Raw genomic sequence first — 16370 nt, forward strand, 5'->3', positions numbered from 1 at the left:
AGCTCAAGCTTGCGCCCGCTCCAGCACCCGCACCGCATCCTCGAGGTCTTCGAAAACCACGGCCGCTTCCGATGGCTCGAAGGCGCCGGCCCGTCGCAGGATTTCCTTCGGCTCGTTATGCAGCTCGGCGAAGCCGAGCGACAGGCCGCGCTCGGCCAGGCGCGTGCGCAATTGCCTGAGCATCACGGCCGCGGTCGAGTCGATCTGGGCGATCGCGCTCGCATCGAGGACGAGCCATTTCGTCCCCGGCGGCTGTTGTTCGGCGATGGTCTCGATGCGCGAGCGGACATAGTCCGCGTTGAAGAACAGCACGCTTCCCTGGATCAGGCACAGGGCCAGTCCCGGCAAAGGTTGCGCATCCGGCGCCCGGTGGAGCTTGTAGAAGCCCGGTCGGCCGGGGATGCGCCCGAGCATCGCGTCGCGCGGATGCATCTCGTTCAAGATGACGTAGAGCAAGGTGCCGGCAATGGCGATGATGACGCCGCTGAGCACGCCGAGGCTGATCGCCCCCCACATGCTGATCAGGGCGAAGATGAACTCGGTGCGGTTGACCCGCCAGGTCTCACGCAGCCCCTCGACATCGATCAGGCTGAGCGCGGCAAAGGCCAGGATCGCGCCGAGCGCCGGATTCGGCAGCAGCCGCATTGCGTCGTTGAGAAAGATCAGCAGCACCGTCAGCGCGAGGGCGGCCACCAGCCCGGATGCCTGCGAACGGCCTCCGGCGGAGATGTTAATCGCCGTCCGCGAGTCCGAAACCGTGACGGGAAAGCCGCTGAACAGGCCCGACGCGATATTGCCGGCCCCGAGCCCGATCAGCTCACGGTTCGCATCGACCTCGAACTTGTCCCTGGCGCCGAAGCTGCGCGCCCCGACCAGCCCCGAACTCACCCCGACCAGCCAGATCGCCCCGGCGCCGAGCAGGATCTGCGTGAACGGCAGACGCGAGATATCAGGGAACGATATGGCCGGAAGCGTGCTCGGCAGGCTGCCGATGACCTTGATGCCCCTGCCCTCGAAATCGAACAGGGCTGACAGGATGCCGGCCACGATCACGACGACCAGCGGGCCCGGGATCGGCGAGCGCAGGCGCGCGAGCAGCCAGAGCAGCGCGAGCATGGCCAACCCGAACATCAGCGAGGGCCAATGGATCATGCCGGCCTTTCGGATGATCTCCAGTATCGGCAGCAGCAGCCCGTCGGATTCGATCCGTACGCCGGTAAATCGCCCGATCTGACCGATGAGGATCGAGATCGAGATGCCGCTGATGAAGCCGATCAGGATCGGGCGGGAGAGGAAGGCCGCGACGATGCCGAGGCTCAGCTTGCCCGCCAGGATGCAAAACACGCCGACCAGCAGCGCGAGCCCCGCCGCCGCGACGACGCGTTCTTCCGGACTGCTCAGCGGAAGGGTCGCAAGTGTCGCGGCCAGCACCGTCATGGTCGCCGCGTCCGGACCGATCATCAGCTTGCGCGAGGGCCCGAAGAGCGCATAGCCGAGCAGCGGCAGGATGCTGGAATAGAGCCCGACCTCGGGCGGAAGTCCTGCGATCGCGGGGTAGGCGATCGCGCTGGGGATGGCGACGGCCGCAACGGCGAGCCCAGCCGTCAAGTCGTAGCGCAGCCACTCGCGCCGGTAGCCCGACATGCCGGTCAGGATCGGAAATCGATCGCTCATCCAGGTCCCGGCTTGACCATGCCGGCCTCCCTCGCTGGATTGCCGACGGGCTCGGAACGTCGCCGGATCCGTTCAATGCCCGGGAGAGGCCGCCCGCTACTGGTCCTTGGCAACGGAAACCTTCTCCCAGGTGCTGTCGGGGTTGAAGGTGCGCATGCGCGACGCCGTGCGGTTCGTGCCGAAGCCGAGATCCTTCTGATAGACCGTTCCGGCATGGTTGATTATGAAGCTCATCACGCCGGAGCGTCCATATTCGGCCGGATAGGCCAGAAGCGCGAAGCCGCCGATCATCCGCCCGCCGACGACATAGTCGGCCGCACCGCCGACAGCGCCGGAGCCCTGTTTTTTCAAGATCTTGTAGTAATAGCCGTGGAACGGGCGGCGCGTCTCGCTGGCCTTGTAACCATCCGCCGCGGCTTCGGCGGCGAGCTCTCCCAGCGGGCTCTGTTCCTCGCCGGGCGCCGTCGGCCAGTATAAGCCGTCCTTGGCGCCAGGCCGGCTGATGATCCTTTGCGCATAGGTGCCCGCACCCTGCCCGTGATCCTTCGCGGCGTATTCGTATTGCGCGTCGAAGAAGGCGAGGCTGGCCTGGATCGCATCGAGCTCGTTGCGGCCGATCCGCCTGAACAGGATCTCCTTGCGGCCGGCCTCGGCGTCGAATTTCCACTGGCCGTTGGAGCGAATGATCGGAATCGGGAACGGGAACTCATCCTGTCCGACCAGGAGAGTGGCGGTATTTCCCGTTTCCTTGATCGCGTTCTTGGCGTCATAGGCCGTGATGAAGCGCTGGCGGTCGCCAGCGTCGGCGACCGGATCCCCCGAGGAGATGATCTGCCGTCCCTCGACTCCGAGGATCGCATAGAGCTGGCTCTGGTTGCTGGCGCGCGCGGCTGCCACCAGCGCCGCAGCGGCCTCAGCGGGCGACTTGAACAGTTCCTGCGCGCTCGCGAGCGTCACATTGGCCAGGAGGGCGACCATGCAGGCCCAGAGCAAGCGGCGAAAGTAACGAGCATTTGGCATCGCGGCTGTCATTGGGCTGCGTCCCCAACAGGTTCGAGAGAGCGTGATCCGGTCGACCTCAGTGCCAGTGGCCTCCCCCGGGTATCCGGGCACCGGAAGCCTGCCATTTGGCGAAGGTCTGGAACGGAACGCCAAGCTGGTGGTAATCGACGCGCAAATAGCCATCGGTGCCACGGCTCACGGCCTGCGGAATGACGACCTGCACCTCCTGGGCGATCACGCCGACATAGGTCGTCGGGGAACCGTTATATTCGAAGCGGTAGAATCCGATGCCGTTCGAGAGGCGTCCGAGCAGTTCGACATGGTTCTTGAGCTGGATGTCTGAGCGCCGCCCGCCACCGCCGCGGCCGCCTCCTCCACCCATTCGTCCACCGCCACCGCCGCCCATGCGGGCACCGCCGCCACCGAAGCCACCGCCGCGCATGGCCGGTCCGCCACCGCCGAAGCCACCGCCACGCATCGCCGGGCCACCGCCCCCGGCGCGTGAATGAGCGAAGCTGGCCTGCCCGCGCTGGGACTGGAAGCCCGCGGCACGGCCGGCCTGGGTGTTGAAGGCGCCCTGACGTGCTCCGCTGCTGGGACGGGTCGCAGCCCGCGGCGCTCCGCCGGCCCGCCCTCCCTGCCGGGCACCACCGGAACGCGCGCGATCACCGGCACGCTCCTGGCGGCCGCCCGCATTGGCACGTTGACCCTGCCCGCGATCCTGCCGTCCAGCCGCGCCTGCACGATCGGCCGGCCTCTGTTCGGGGCGGGCCGCGGAGCGGATATCGCCGCCGCCAGGGCGGTCGCCACCCGGCCGCAGCACCTGGTCGCCGCCGCGCCCGCGGAAATCCATCCTGTCGGCGCTGCCAGCGCGGATATTGTTGATGTTGGTGTTGCCGAACCGTTGTTGGACGGCATTGTTGCGGTACTGGACGCCTTGGCGGTGCTGCGGGTTATGCTCCCAATGCGACACGCGATTGCGGTCGATGTTGATGTTGTTGTTGTTCCAGTTGACGTTGCCGCCCCAGTAGCCCCCGGTGTTCCAGCGCCCGAGCGCATAGCCGGCGCCGAAGGCGAGCCCGGTGGCGACCACGCCGGCGGCGATATAGCCCGTTCCCGGAAAATAATAGGGCGGATCGGCGGGATAGGGCCATGATCCGTAGACGACCGCGGGGTCGTAATACGGCACATAGACGGTGTCCGGCGAGGTCGGCTCGATCGCGATCACCTGCCGCCCGCTCTCCTGCCTGACTGAGACCGTCTGCTGGGAGCCCGAGGTCAGCTTCTTGCCGTCATAGGCCCGCGTCCTCATGCGCTGGATTCCGTCCATCACATCCGGCTGCTGGGCAAGGACCGCGTCGCCTAGCTTCTGCGTCCAATCCAGGTTCTTGCTCATCATCTCGAGCACGGAGGGCGTGGCGACGAGCGATTTGACGCTGGTGTCCCAGGGTTGCTTCTCGGCAGCAGCCTTCAACTGGTCGCCCTTGAGCTTCTTGTTCGCCGTCACCCAGCGATCGGCCTGGACCACTTCGAGCGGATAGGTCGAGGCCATCAGGACCTGCGCCAGCAGGGTATCGGGATAGAGGGCGATCGGCGCGACCAGCGCGTCCAGTTGCGCCGTGCTCAAGAGCTGCTCGCTCGGCGTGGTCGGTGCAGCCGGCTGGGCCGCGGGTGGCTGGGCAGCAGGCGGCGGCTGGGCAGCAGGCGGCTGGGGTTGAGGCGGAGGCGTCTGCGCAAGAGGTTGGGAAGCCAAGCCACTCGTTACGACACAGGCCAGCACGATCCGGAGATACATAGGCGTCTCCCAAGAGATGCCGCATGAACCCCAGATGGTCTCTGAGGCCTCGGGTTGATACTAACGAATCCGTCGCAACAAAAACCTGTCCCTAAGGACAATACACAGCCGGCTCCCTTTGTGTCGGGCCCAAGCCCGGCAGCGCACTTCAGGTCGAGATATCCTCCTCGCAGCGCTCACGCTGCGGTCGCCTCGCAATGCGTGGCGGCGTCGAAGAGATTGCGGCCGATGGCGCGCGCCGCCTCGAGGTGCAACCCCGGATCCTGGCTGTCCGAGTCGAGCAGAAGCTCCGAGGTCACGACACAGGCGCCGCAATAATCGAAGATGCCATGGTCGATCTGCGTCTTCATCGCCTCGAAATAGCCGTGGCGCGCATAGGTTCGCGCATCGGCGCCGCCTATGCCGACGAGATGGACCTTGAGGTGGCGAAGCTTCTTCACCACCTTGCCGTCCGGGCCGGCTTCGTAGGCCCAGCCATTGGCGAAGACGCGGTCGATCCAGCCCTTGAGAAGCCCCGGCATCGACCACCAATAGACCGGGTAGACCAGCACGAGCGCATCGGCGCGATCGATCCTCGCCTGCTCGGCCACAATCTCGGCCGGTGGCGGCGCCTCGCGGCGATGGACGGCGATATCGGCCAGGCCGAAGCTGGGATCGAAGCCTTCCGCTGCGAGGTCGCCGATCTCCGTGGAATTGCCGGCACCGGACAGCGCTACGCCCTCGGCAATCCGCGCCGCGATGCCGTGGCTGAGCGACTTCGGATCGGGATGTGCGATGACGAGAAGGGCATGCATATCGAAAACTCTCCTGCTCGATTGCGGATGAGCGGCTCAAGTTATATACTTTAGGTAAGTTACTTTTGGTATATAACCATGTCAACCACCGAAACGAAAGAACAGGCTCCTCAGCCGCGTCGCCGCCTGTCGCGCGACGAACGGCATCGCCAGCTCATCGACGTCGCCTGGCGGCTGATCCGGGAGGAAGGAACGGAAGCGTTGACGCTCGGGCGGCTCGCCGAGCATTCCGGCGTGACGAAGCCGGTCGTCTACGACCATTTCGAAACGCGGACCGGGTTGCTTGCTGCGCTCTTTCGCGAATTCGATGCGCGCCAGATCGCGCTGATGGACCTGGCGCTTCAGACGAGCGAACCGACCCTCGCGAGCCGGGCTGGCGTCATCGCGTCTTCCTATGTCGATTGCGTCCTTCTCCAGGGCCGCGAGATACCGGGCTTGCTTGCTGCCCTGGCCAGCTCCCCGGAGCTCGAAAAGATCAAGCGTGACTGCGAGTCGGCCTTCATGGAGAAGTGCCGGGCCGCCCTCGCCCCCTTCGCCGCAGGCGGCGCCATCGCGCCGGCCGGGCTTTGGGCGATGCTCGGCGCCGCCGAGGCCCTCTCCTATGCTGCCGCGAATGGCGGGATCACGGCCGAGCAGGCCCGGCAGGAACTTGTCGGGACCATCACTGCAATGGTCGCAAGGAAGCCGCGGCCAAGCGGCGGTTCCTGACCGGAAGAGGTCTGCTGCCTGCTGCTCCTGCGTGCTGCCGAGGTCGCCACCGGTGTCTATCTCAGCCTGCACGGTTGAGCCGATCCGTTCCGCCGATCGGGATTTGATCCGCGCTTACCCACATTTACTCAAGGCGCGCCCTCAATCCGATTGAGCCGTGATGTCCCCTCTGCTGTCCTGCTCCCAACAAAAAATCACATGGGAGGATCGACAATGAAGGGGCTTTCGCGCCGCCAGTTCACGCTGGGCGCTCTCGCCGCCGGTACGAGCTATGCCGGCCTCGTGGAATATTGCGCCGCGCAGGCCGCCGCTGCGCCGGCAACGCGCAACCTGCCCAGGACCCATGCCGGCAAGACGGTGAAGGTGGTCTGGGGCAATACGCCGGCCTATGTCGCCTCGGCCGAGGTCGCCAAGGAATTCACCGCCGCCAGTGGCATCAATGTCGAATTCTCGGCCCTGCCCACGGCCGAGCGCTATCAGAAGATGGTGCTGGACACGACGACCAACACGAATTCCTTCGACATCTACCTGGTCGCCTATCAGTGGAAGGAGCAGGTCGCTCCCTTCGTGATCGACCACACCAATCTCGACAAGGAAGTCGCGGGCATCCCGGCGATGAACTGGGACGACTATGCGCCGCGGGCGCTAGCCGCCTATTCCAAGGTCGGCGACAAGCTGGCGACGATCCCGATCAACGGCGACACCTCCTTCACCGTCTGGAACAAGGAGGCCTTCCAGAAGGCCGGGCTCGACCCCGAGCAGGCGCCGACCACCTGGAAACAACTCGTCGAGAACGGCACCAAACTCAAGCAGGGTGACCAGTTCGGCTACAATATGCCGGCCGGCAAGACGATCCAGACCGGCTGCGTCTGGATCACCTTGTTTCATAGCTTCGGCGGGCAATATTTTGATTCGGCAGGAAAACCGCTGCTCGACAGCAAGGCCAGCGTCGAGGCCTTCCGTTACATGAAGGAGCAGCTCGGGCCGATCAGTCCTCCCGGCAACCTGACCTGGGATTTCCCGGAGATGATCGCCAGCGTCTCGTCCGCCCAGGCGGCACAGGGCTATATGTGGGCCGGCGGCGTCGGTGCGCTCTACGACCCGTCCAAGTCGAAAATCGCCAAGGCGGTCGGCTATGCGCCGACGCCGGAAACCGTGCTGCTCGGCGGCTGGGGCCTCTCGGTCGGCTCGAAATCGCGCAGTCTCGACGCGGCCAAGCTGTTCATCGGCTGGTTCACCTCGCCCGATATCGTCAAGCAGACTGCGCTGCTCAGCCTGTCGCCGGTGCGCCGCTCCGCCCTGCTCGATCCCGAGACCAACAAGAAGTTCCCCTTCTTCCCCTCCGTGCTGAAGGGCATGGAAGGCAATGTCGCGACCTATGCGCCGATCAAGGATGCCGAGCAGGTCAATATCCAGATCTATGACGAGGCCAATGCCGTCTGCTCGGGCACCAAGACGCCGGAGCAAGGCGCGGCCGCCCTGCAGGAGCGCGTGACGACGCTGTTGAAGCGCCGTGGCTATATCCAGTGAGCGGCAGGCCGTGACGAGCTCGCCGATGCTTGCGGCCGGGGGGCGCTCCCTCCCGGCCGGTGCCCGCAAGACCGAAACTTTCCGCCGCGCCAAGGTGCCGCTCGAGCCCTATTGGTTCATGGCGCCAGCGGTGATCATGCTCGCGACGGTCTATCTCGGGCCGATGATCTACGCGGTCATGACCAGCACCACCCATTGGGTCCTGACCGAGCCCGGCAGCGAGACGATCAGCGCCGGGCTGGAGAACTTCAAGGACGTGCTCGGCGCCCCGTCCTTCTGGCAGGCGGTGAAGATCACCCTGCTGTATACGCTGACCTCGGTCACTCTGAGCCTGACGCTCGGCACCTTGCTGGCGCTGCTGCTCGACAACGAGCTGCACTACGCCTCGTTCTTCCGCTCGATCATGCTGATTCCGATGGTGATCACGCCGGCCGTGATCGCGATCTTCTGGAAGCTGCTCTACGAGCAGGAACAGGGCGTGCTGAACTCGCTGCTGGTCGCGCTCGGCTTCGGCAAGGTCGCCTGGCTCGGTCTGGAGCACGCCTTCTTCGCCATGGTGATCATGGATTCCTGGCAGAACACACCGTTCTTCATGCTGGTGATCCTGGCCGGGCTGCAATCGGTCGACAGCAACCTGATGGATGCCGCCCGCGTCGACGGCGCCAACGCCTTCCAGCGCTTCCGCCATGTCGTCTTGCCCCATCTCGTGCCGTACATGCTGATCGCCGCAGCCTTCCGGGGCATCGCGACGATGAATGATTTCGACAAGATCTGGCTCCTGACCCAGGGCGGGCCCGGCGAAGCGACGACAACGATCACGGTCTACACCTACAAGATCGCCTTCTCCTCCTTCGACATGGGCCGCACCACGGCGATCGCGCTGATCTTCGTCGTCATCGTGCTGATTGCGAGCTCGCCCCTGCTCCGGCACCTGTTCCGCACGGCGCGGAGGCCGGCATGACACTGACGCTCTCGCACAGCACGAAGCGGATGCTGCTGAGCCTGCTCTGCCTCGGCCTCGGCATCGTCTATCTCTTCCCCTATGCCTGGATGGTGCTGACCGGCTTCCGTTCGGCAGTCGATACGCTGTCGCTGCGCTTCATCTTCGAGCCGACGCTCGAAGGCTTTCGCAGCGTCATCGGCGACAGCATCTTCCGCGCCTATATGCTGAACAGCATCATCGTCTCGACGCTGACCACCGCCGTGGTCCTGACGGTCGCCGCGCCGGCCGCCTTCGCCCTGGCGCATCTGCCGATCCGCGGCACCGGCTTCCTGCTCTTCGTGCTGGTGGTGCGCATGGTGCCGGGCATCGCCATCCTGATCCCGATCTATCTCGTCGCCTCGCGGCTCGGCGTGCTCGACACCCATGGCGTGCTGATCGTCCTCTATTCGACCTTCAACCTGCCCTTCGCGATCTGGCTGCTGCGTGGCTTCTTCTGCGACGTGCCGGGCGAGATCCGCGAGGCGGCGATCATCGACGGCTGCTCGGAGCGGCAGGTCTTCCTCAAGATCATGCTGCCGCTGACCTCGAGCGGCATCGTCGCGACCGGCGTCTTCGTCTTCATCGCCGCCTGGAACGAGTTCCTGTTCGCGCTGGCGCTGACCAACAACTTCGCCTCGACGGCCCCGCTGGCCATGGTCGCTTTCCGCAGCGAATACGGGGTGCAATGGCCCTCGATCGGCGCCGCCGCCTTCATCATCTCGACGCCGGTCGTGCTCTTCGCGGTGGTGATGCAGCGCTTCCTGGTGCGCGGCCTAACCATGGGCTCGGTCAAAGGCTAGGGTCTGTCCTCAACAGGAGGACAGACCCAGGGCCGCCGCCTCCCCCGAGGCTCATGGCGTGCATGCGCTGTGGTGCTGGCCATCCGGTGCGGACTCTGCATCTAGGGATGGTCAGCAACCGCATGGCCGCGGATGAGAGATGCCGGATGCCAAACCGCAGCGCCTGAGCCCGCTGCAACTCTTCCTGATCTTCACCCGGATCGCGCTGACCAGCTTCGGCGGCGGCCTCAGCGGCTGGTTCATGCGCGAGTTCGTCCAGACCCGCAAATTGATGAGCGAGGAGGAATTCCTCAACGGGCTCGCCATCGCCCAGGCCCTGCCGGGCGTCAACGTCACCAATATGGCGATCTGGATCGGCTATCGCATGGCCGGCCGCAACGGCGCGATCGCGAGCTTCCTCGGCATCGTCGTGCCTCCGGCCTTCACGGTCGTGTTGATCGGCAGCATCTTCGCCTCGTTCTCGCAGTACCCGCTCAGCCATGTCGCGCTTGACGGCGCGGCCTCGGCCGCCATCGGATTGTCCCTGGCTATGGGGCTGACGGCCGCCCGGCGCGTCTCGCGCAAGCTGTTCCCGCTCATGATCATGGCCGCGACCTTCGTGGCGATCGGCATCCTGCAATGGCCGCTGCTCTGGACCGTCGCCGCCGCCGGCTCGCTCAGCGTTGCCGTGACCTATTTCGATACGTGAGGGCATGCCGATGCCGAGCCTCGCCTGGAGCATCCTGCTCGTCTTCGCGCCGCTCTCTCTGGTGACGATCGGTGGCGGACAAGGTGCCGTAGCGGACATGCACCGCCAGATCGTCGACGTGCATCAGTGGATGACGGCCACGCAATTCGTCGACGCCTTCGCGATCTCGCGGATGGCGCCCGGGCCCGGCTCGCTGCTGGCCACGCTGATCGGCTGGCAGATCGCCGGCTTCTGGGGTGCGTTGGCGGCGACGGTCGGCATTTTCGGCCCCACGGCCTTCCTGATCTACGGCGTCGCCCGGCTCTGGGAACGCTATGAGGGGGCCCGCTGGCAGCGCGCGCTCGAAACCGGCTTGCGCCCGGTCGCAGCGGGATTGATCCTCGCCGCGACCTATATCCTGCTCCAGGCCATGGCGGGCGGCTGGATCGCGCGCTCGATCGCGCTGATCTCGACAGCACTGCTGATGCTGACCCCGGTCAATCCGATCGTGCTGATCGCGGCCGGCTCGGGCTGCTTCATGGCTCTGCGCCTGCTGGGCTTGATCTGAGCCCGCTCAAGCATCTTCGATGCGCAGCGGCCGGTCCGGCCCCTGATGGCGCAGGATGAAATCGAACTGGGCCGCGCGCTCCGGCGCCAGGGCCACGTCGGACCGCGCGCAGAGCGCCGTATCGAAGCCGAGACCGCGCGCCTGCGCCAGGAAGCCGATCTCGCTGTCCAGCGTGAAGGCGAGCCGGCCGAATGTCTGTGCCGTCGCGCCATCGAAGAAGCCGATGCTCGGCAGGTTGATCAGCCTGGCGACGCCCTTGTCGCGCAATGGCCCGAAAATCTGCTGGCCGGAGCGCAGGCGGTCGAGCGCGAAGACGCCGACATAGCAACGCTCGCGCAACTGCGTCGGGGCCTCCAAGGTCCAGTCGCTGTCGATGAAGGCGTTGCAATCGTGGATCGGCAAGGCGGCGAGCCATAGGCCGGTGCAGGGATCGAGCCCGCCCAGCCAGGGACAGACGAGAATGATCTCATCGGCAGCGATATCTGCCCAATCCCCCGGGATGCCAGGGACGATCCGGAACGGGCGCGAAGAAACGCCCGGCCCGGCCGGGGACGTCCGGTCGGCCCCCATACGCCAGGGCACTCCCGGCGGCTTCGCATAGGCGTGTTCGGTCACGGCATTCCCTCCTCGGCGATGGTTGCAGGAGGCACTGCCCTTCGCCATGCCCGGACGTCCTTGCTGGCGCCCGGCTTTCCCAATTCTACCCATCCTTTCCGGATTTGTCCCTATCGGCCCGACGGCGCCTCGGTCATTCTGCCTCGGAAGATTCACTTCGGCTGCCAAGGCCGCAGGCAGGATCTTTCGTCGGGAGGTTGCCAGGACGGGCTCGCGCGGGCGCGACGATTGCCGCCCTCCATCTCCGGACGCCGTCCCATCGTTCCGAGGTGTCGATCTTGTCGCTTTTCCGCAGTCATGAAGCGCCGCCATCCTGGTGCACGCTCCGCTCCTTCGAAATCATCGATCTCACCGACGCCCAGACGGCCTCACGACAGGCGTCCACCGCCAAGGAGCGCTTGCTCTGCACCGGCGGGACCGCGCAGATCGCTGGAACAAACGGCTCCATCATCCTGAAAGAAGGCCAGTTTCTCGATATCCACGAGAAGCCCGGCTTCAGCTCCTGGAGCGTGACCGGCCACGGCTCCAAGACCCAGCTCGTGCGGCTCTCAGGCTCCTGGGGCGACGACATGGCCGGCTGCGGCATCTTCCGCGTCGCCCATGAGCCGGATGCGACCAATAATGGCGACCCGGTCTCCTATCCGAAATCGACCCGCGTCGATTCGCACTATCATGATTGCGACGAGTACTGGCTCATCCTCGAAGGCCGCGGCACCGTCGTCGTCGGCGGTCGCTTCTTCGACAGCGGCCCCGGCGACTGCGTCGCGCTCGGCATGGGCCATCACCATGACATGGCGAGCGTCTCCGAGCCGGTGAAGGCCGTCTATTTCGAGACCTCGCTCGAGGGCCGCAAGCGCGTCGGCCATCTCTGGAACCATACCCACGGCACCGCCCAGCCCCAGCCCGAGAGAATCTGAACCATGACGAAGAAGGTCATCCATGTCGGCGTCGGCACGTTCGGCCGGCGCTGGTGCACTGAGTTCCTGGCCTCGAACATTGCCGACGGCACGATCGAGGTGGTGGCGCTGGTCGATGTCGATCCCAAGGCCCTAGAATTCGGCCGCAAGGCGCTGAAGCTGCCGGAAGCCGCCTGCTATACCGATCCCAAGGCCGCCTTTGCCGCGCACAAGCTCGATTTCTGCACAATCGTCGTGCCACCCGGCTATCACGAGGCGATCATCGACATCGCGCTCGCCCATAATGTCGACATCCTCTGCGAGAAGCCGATCGCCGACACGATGGAAGCCTGCGCCCGCATTGTCCGCAAGGTCCGCGCCGCCGGCCGCAAGATGGCGGTGACGATGAGCCACCGCTTCGACCAGGACAAGACGACGCTGCGCCAGATCATCCGCTCGGGCCAGCTCGGCCGGGTCAACAATGTCAGCTGCCGCTATTTCGCGGATATGCGCGAGCACCTCGCCTGGGGCGCCCTCTTCCGCCACACGATGCAGGACCCGCTGATGATCGAGGGCGCGGTCCACCATCTCGACCTCGTCGCCGATTTCGCCGGTGCCCAGTGCAAGTCGCTGACCGCCTCGACCTGGAAGCCCGAATGGGCGAAATATGCCGGCGATACCGATGGCGTCGTCATGATGGTGTTCGAGAATGGCGTGCGCGGCATCTACGAGGGTTCGTCCTCGGCCGCCGTCGGCCTCAACGACTGGATGAAGGAATATGTCCGGGTCGATTGCGAGTTCGGCACGGCGATCCTCAACAACCGCGAGATCGAGACCTTCTCGCGCAGCCAGCTCGTGCGCCAGCGCTGCCGCGAGGGCCAGGGCCAGAAGATCCAGATGATCACCCAGCCGAAATGGCTGAACCACTGGCTGATCGAGAAATTCTGCATCTGGCTTGACGGCGGCGCCGAGATGGAGACCCATGTCGAGGCGAACCTCCACGCGGCGGCCCTGATCTTCGCGGGGATCGAGAGCGCGCGCAGCGGCAAGACCATCGATGTCCAGGACTATATCCGCTCCTTCGACGGCTCGTAACAGCGGGACGCCGGCTCCGATGGGGCCGGACCTTTCAGGCTCCCAGCGGGAGCAGCCGCGCTTCATGGTCGGTGCCGCGATCGGCACCGGCATGGCGGCCCAGTCGGCGACGCGCGGTGGCGCCGACTTTCTGATCGCGCTCAGCGCCGGCCGGATGCGCTGCATCGGCGAGCCGTCGGTGGCGGCGATGCTGCCGCTGCGCGACAGCAACGAGTTCGTGCTCAGCTTCGCGCGCTCCGAAATCCTGCCGCGCGCCACCGTGCCGGTCTATTTCGGCGCGGCCAGCTTCGACCCACGGCTCGACCTGCGCGAACTGGTCGAGCGCATCGCCAGGGCGGGTTTTGCCGGCATCGCAAATTTCCCAACCTCGATCCTGATCGACGGTCAATACCGCGCCTTCCTGGAACGCAGCGGCGTCGGCTTCGGCCGCGAGCTCGAATTACTACAGGTTGCGCGCGAGCGCGGGCTCTCGACGCTGGCTTATACCCACACCGCGGAGGAGGCCGCGGAGGCGGCGCGCCAGGGCGCCGACATCGTCAATATCGATCTCGGCTGGAATGTCGGCGGCGTGCTCGGCGCGGTCTCCCATTTGCGCGTCGAGGATGCCGGGCTGATGGCGAATGCGATCGCCCAGCAGGTCCGGGCGGTCTCGCGCAAGACGCGCTGCCTGGTCGAGGGCGGGCCGATCGTCAGCCCGCGCCAGCTGGAGGAGCTTTGCCAGATCGCCCGCGTCGACGGCTATATCGGCGGCTCGACCATCGACCGCGTGCCGTCCGAAAGCGCGATCGAGGTCGTCACCGCCGCCTTCAAGGCGATCGGCACGCTCAGGCAAAAGGCCGATGGGCTCGAGACGCGCTATAATCCACGCCGCTTCCCGCGCCCGCTCTGGGGCCATTCACAGGCCGCCGAGACCGCACGCGCCCTGTTCAACCGGTTGACCACGACCGACTACCCCGTCGTCATTGCAGGCGAGGCCGGCACCGGCCGGCGCGAGATCGCCCGCGCCCTGCACCGGTTTGGCCCACGCCAGGCCCGCGACATGGTCAGCCTATCCTGCGCCAACCAGGGTGCCGAGCGGCTCAAGCTCGACCTGTTCGGCTGCATGGCCGGGATGCATCCGAGCGCGGTCAAGCACCGGCTCGGCTGGCTCGAGATCGTCCATTCCTCTTCGCTGCTGCTCGACGATGCCGACGAGATGCCGCCCGAGGTACAGCGGGCGCTGCTGGACGCGGTCGAGGCCGGTTCCTTCTGGCGTCATGGCAGCGAGACCCCCTCGCCGCTCAATGTCCGCTTCCTTGCGATCGCGCATCAGGATCTGCGGCATCTGCCGGCCGACAGGGTCGATCCGCGCTTCGCCGAATGGCTCGGCTGCTTCACCATCGTGCTGCCGCCCTTGCGCGAGCGCAGTGAGGATCTGCCCTCGCTGATCGATGAATCGCTGCGCACGATCGGCCTGCGCCGGCAGAGCGAGCCCAAAAGCCTCGACCCCGCCGCCTTCCGTGCCCTCGCCGCCCATCATTGGCCCGGCAATCTGCGCGAGCTCGACTCGGTGCTGGAACAGGCCGTGCTCGCCTGTAGTGGCGGCGTCATCCTGGAGCAGCATCTGCCGCCGCTCGGCGCCGAGATTGTCGCATCGGCGCGCAATTTCAGCTCGGAAAAGGAGTGGATCCTGCACGGGCTGAAGCGCAACCGTTTCCGCCGCAGCCAGACGGCCGATTTTCTCGGCATCTCGCGCAAGACCCTCTACAACAAGATGCGCACCTACGGCCTGCAATCGGCGTCGGGGCCGGAGGGAGAGTAGCCGCTCCGGAACTCGTCATGGTCGGCTTGTCCCGACCATCCACGACTTCCTTGATCGAGGGCGGTGTTCAAGGCGTGGATGCTCGGCACAGGGCCGAGCATGACGCGGGCAGAGCCCCGGGGGCAGGTTACGCCCGCGCCTTCACCGCCTTCTCGAGCGCCTTGATGCCCTCGGCGAAGGTGCCCTGGCCAACCTTCTCCTTGATATCCGCCTCATCGGCCGGCGAGACGTCGAACTCGGCCATCCATTCCACGAAGGTCTTGTTCCCTTCCGTGATCGGCTTGACGCCAAAGGTCGCGACATAGTTCTCGATCGGCATCGGCGAGACGATGATGTTGTAGGTGAAGCGGCGCTCCAGATCGCTGAAGGAGAGCAGCCGCTCGCGCAGATGCCCGCCATTGGTCAGCTTGAAATTGCGCACGCAGCCGACCCGGTCGCTCGGCAGGCCGTCCTCGACATGGCTCTCGGCGATCAGCGGGTGCCATTCGCCATGGCCGTTGAAGTCGCGGGCATAGTCCCAGACCTTGTCGACCGGCGCGTCGATGATCCCGCTGATATAGACTTTCGCCATCTCTTCCTCCTGTCCTGTTCTTGCGCCGCACCTATTCGGCGGCGCGGGCTATCGCCTTGAAATTGCGGGTCTGCTCCGTCAGCGAGGTCTCGGTCGGCAGCCGCTCCATCGAGCTCGCGCCGTAGAAGCCATGGCAATGACGGCAATGCGAAAGGATGTAGCGCGCGTCCTCCGGCGAGGCGATCGGCCCGCCATGGCAGAGGATGATGATCTCCGGCCGAACCTTCAGCGCCGCCGCGGCGATGGCGTCGATGCGAGGCACGCAATCGGCGAGGCCAAGCGCCGTCTCCGCCCCGATCTTGCCGCCCACCGTCAGGCCCATATGGGCGACGAGGATATCGGCGCCGGCCTGCGCCATCGCCACCGCCTCGCTCTCGTTGAAGACGTAAGGCGTGGTCAGCATGTCCTTGGCGCGGGCCATGCGGATCATCTCGACCTCATGGCCGTAGCCCATGCCGGTCTCTTCGAGATTGGCACGGAAGACGCCGTCGATGAGCCCGACCGTCGGGAAATTCTGCACGCCGGAGAAACCCATGCGCTTCAGTTCGTCAAGGAAGCTGTCGAACAGGCAGAACGGATCGGTGCCGTTGACGCCGGCCAGCACCGGCGTGCGCTTCACCACCGGCAGCACCTCGCGCGCCATCTCCATGACGATCTCATTGGCATTGCCATAGGCGAGGACGCCGGCGAGCGAACCGCGGCCAGCCATGCGGTAGCGCCCGGAATTGTAGATGACGATGAGGTCGATGCCGCCCTCCTCCTCGCACTTGGCCGAAAGCCCGGTGCCGGCGCCGCCGCCGACGATCTTCTCGCCGCGACGGACCATGTCGTGGAAGCGATCCACCAGTTGCTGTCTCTTGAATGGGGGCATG

The 16370-nt window shown here is 65.8% G+C and carries 15 protein-coding genes and 1 pseudogene; 9 read left to right on the top strand and 7 right to left on the bottom strand.

Going from position 1 to position 16370, the window contains the following annotated elements; all coding sequences use genetic code 11:
- Window positions 1-3: 3 nt before the first annotated feature.
- From EV560_RS15605 to EV560_RS15620, 4 genes are all read right to left on the bottom strand, one after another.
- Window positions 4-1674, bottom strand: a complete 1671-nt coding sequence (locus tag EV560_RS15605; RefSeq protein ID WP_131856680.1) for a SulP family inorganic anion transporter — start codon at window positions 1672-1674, stop codon at window positions 4-6.
- A 96-nt stretch (window positions 1675-1770) separates the two neighbouring features.
- Window positions 1771-2694 (bottom strand): DUF2950 domain-containing protein, encoded by a 924-nt coding sequence (locus EV560_RS15610; protein WP_131856681.1) that lies wholly within the window; start codon window positions 2692-2694, stop codon window positions 1771-1773.
- A gap of 58 nt (window positions 2695-2752) precedes the next feature.
- On the bottom strand, window positions 2753-4471 hold the full coding sequence (locus EV560_RS15615) for a DUF3300 domain-containing protein (RefSeq protein WP_131856682.1): 1719 nt from the start codon (window positions 4469-4471) through the stop codon (window positions 2753-2755).
- Between the two features lie 176 nt (window positions 4472-4647).
- Entirely contained in the window at window positions 4648-5265 is a 618-nt protein-coding gene (locus EV560_RS15620) for an NAD(P)H-dependent oxidoreductase (RefSeq protein ID WP_131856683.1), read from the bottom strand.
- A 78-nt stretch (window positions 5266-5343) separates the two neighbouring features.
- On the opposite strand from EV560_RS15620, the pseudogene EV560_RS15625 reads away from it, so the two are divergent.
- The 6 genes and pseudogenes from EV560_RS15625 to EV560_RS15650 all read left to right on the top strand — a co-directional run.
- A pseudogene (locus EV560_RS15625) lies at window positions 5344-5992 on the top strand (TetR/AcrR family transcriptional regulator); the annotation flags it as partial.
- Between the two features lie 194 nt (window positions 5993-6186).
- Window positions 6187-7503 carry an extracellular solute-binding protein gene (locus tag EV560_RS15630; RefSeq protein WP_165923482.1) on the top strand — a complete coding sequence of 439 codons (1317 nt, stop codon included), beginning with the start codon at window positions 6187-6189 and terminating at the stop codon, window positions 7501-7503.
- Window positions 7487-8464 (top strand): carbohydrate ABC transporter permease, encoded by a 978-nt coding sequence (locus EV560_RS15635; RefSeq protein ID WP_131856686.1) that lies wholly within the window; start codon window positions 7487-7489, stop codon window positions 8462-8464. The genes EV560_RS15630 and EV560_RS15635 overlap by 17 nt, the downstream gene beginning before the upstream one ends.
- Complete coding sequence (locus tag EV560_RS15640; protein WP_131856687.1) at window positions 8461-9285, top strand: carbohydrate ABC transporter permease; 825 nt, start codon at window positions 8461-8463, stop codon at window positions 9283-9285. The genes EV560_RS15635 and EV560_RS15640 overlap by 4 nt, the downstream gene beginning before the upstream one ends.
- Window positions 9286-9424: 139 nt before the next feature.
- Complete coding sequence (locus tag EV560_RS15645) at window positions 9425-9973, top strand: chromate transporter (protein WP_131856688.1); 549 nt, start codon at window positions 9425-9427, stop codon at window positions 9971-9973.
- Window positions 9974-9977: 4 nt separating this feature from the next.
- Entirely contained in the window at window positions 9978-10520 is a 543-nt protein-coding gene (locus EV560_RS15650; protein ID WP_131856689.1) for a chromate transporter, read from the top strand.
- 6 nt (window positions 10521-10526) lie between these two features.
- Here EV560_RS15650 and EV560_RS15655 read toward each other — a convergent pair whose 3' ends face one another.
- A complete protein-coding gene (locus tag EV560_RS15655) occupies window positions 10527-11135 on the bottom strand; it encodes a hypothetical protein (RefSeq protein ID WP_165923483.1) in 609 nt (202 codons plus the stop codon).
- A 269-nt stretch (window positions 11136-11404) separates the two neighbouring features.
- Here EV560_RS15655 and EV560_RS15660 point away from each other — a divergent pair, with 269 nt between their 5' ends.
- From EV560_RS15660 to EV560_RS15670, 3 genes are read left to right on the top strand one after another with little or no spacing between them, the layout of a single operon-like run.
- Window positions 11405-12052: a cupin domain-containing protein gene (locus EV560_RS15660; protein WP_248312058.1), complete on the top strand. Its 648-nt coding sequence runs from the start codon at window positions 11405-11407 to the stop codon at window positions 12050-12052.
- A gap of 3 nt (window positions 12053-12055) precedes the next feature.
- Window positions 12056-13126 carry a Gfo/Idh/MocA family protein gene (locus tag EV560_RS15665; protein WP_131856692.1) on the top strand — a complete coding sequence of 357 codons (1071 nt, stop codon included), beginning with the start codon at window positions 12056-12058 and terminating at the stop codon, window positions 13124-13126.
- 19 nt (window positions 13127-13145) lie between these two features.
- A complete protein-coding gene (locus tag EV560_RS15670; RefSeq protein WP_282568857.1) occupies window positions 13146-14927 on the top strand; it encodes a phosphoenolpyruvate hydrolase family protein in 1782 nt (593 codons plus the stop codon).
- Between the two features lie 127 nt (window positions 14928-15054).
- Here the strand turns inward: EV560_RS15670 and EV560_RS15675 are convergent, their stop codons facing one another.
- Entirely contained in the window at window positions 15055-15498 is a 444-nt protein-coding gene (locus tag EV560_RS15675) for an SRPBCC family protein (protein ID WP_131856694.1), read from the bottom strand.
- 31 nt (window positions 15499-15529) lie between these two features.
- Complete coding sequence (locus EV560_RS15680; RefSeq protein WP_131856695.1) at window positions 15530-16369, bottom strand: phosphoenolpyruvate hydrolase family protein; 840 nt, start codon at window positions 16367-16369, stop codon at window positions 15530-15532.
- Between the last annotated feature and the right edge of the window lies 1 nt (window position 16370).

This window comes from Allobosea sp. BK604, from assembly GCF_004341515.1.
GTDB lineage: Bacteria > Pseudomonadota > Alphaproteobacteria > Rhizobiales > Beijerinckiaceae > Allobosea.

Coding starts and splice junctions, on each gene's coding strand:
- EV560_RS15665 (WP_131856692.1), top strand. CDS start 12,056: ATGACGAAGAAGGTCATCCATGTCGGCGTCGGCACGTTCGGCCGGCGC.
- EV560_RS15640 (WP_131856687.1), top strand. CDS start 8,461: ATGACACTGACGCTCTCGCACAGCACGAAGCGGATGCTGCTGAGCCTG.
- EV560_RS15680 (WP_131856695.1), bottom strand. CDS start 16,369: ATGCCCCCATTCAAGAGACAGCAACTGGTGGATCGCTTCCACGACATG.
- EV560_RS15650 (WP_131856689.1), top strand. CDS start 9,978: ATGCCGATGCCGAGCCTCGCCTGGAGCATCCTGCTCGTCTTCGCGCCG.
- EV560_RS15675 (WP_131856694.1), bottom strand. CDS start 15,498: ATGGCGAAAGTCTATATCAGCGGGATCATCGACGCGCCGGTCGACAAG.
- EV560_RS15610 (WP_131856681.1), bottom strand. CDS start 2,694: ATGCCAAATGCTCGTTACTTTCGCCGCTTGCTCTGGGCCTGCATGGTC.
- EV560_RS15615 (WP_131856682.1), bottom strand. CDS start 4,471: ATGTATCTCCGGATCGTGCTGGCCTGTGTCGTAACGAGTGGCTTGGCT.
- EV560_RS15645 (WP_131856688.1), top strand. CDS start 9,425: ATGCCGGATGCCAAACCGCAGCGCCTGAGCCCGCTGCAACTCTTCCTG.
- EV560_RS15605 (WP_131856680.1), bottom strand. CDS start 1,674: ATGAGCGATCGATTTCCGATCCTGACCGGCATGTCGGGCTACCGGCGC.
- EV560_RS15620 (WP_131856683.1), bottom strand. CDS start 5,265: ATGCATGCCCTTCTCGTCATCGCACATCCCGATCCGAAGTCGCTCAGC.
- EV560_RS15630 (WP_165923482.1), top strand. CDS start 6,187: ATGAAGGGGCTTTCGCGCCGCCAGTTCACGCTGGGCGCTCTCGCCGCC.
- EV560_RS15670 (WP_282568857.1), top strand. CDS start 13,146: ATGGGGCCGGACCTTTCAGGCTCCCAGCGGGAGCAGCCGCGCTTCATG.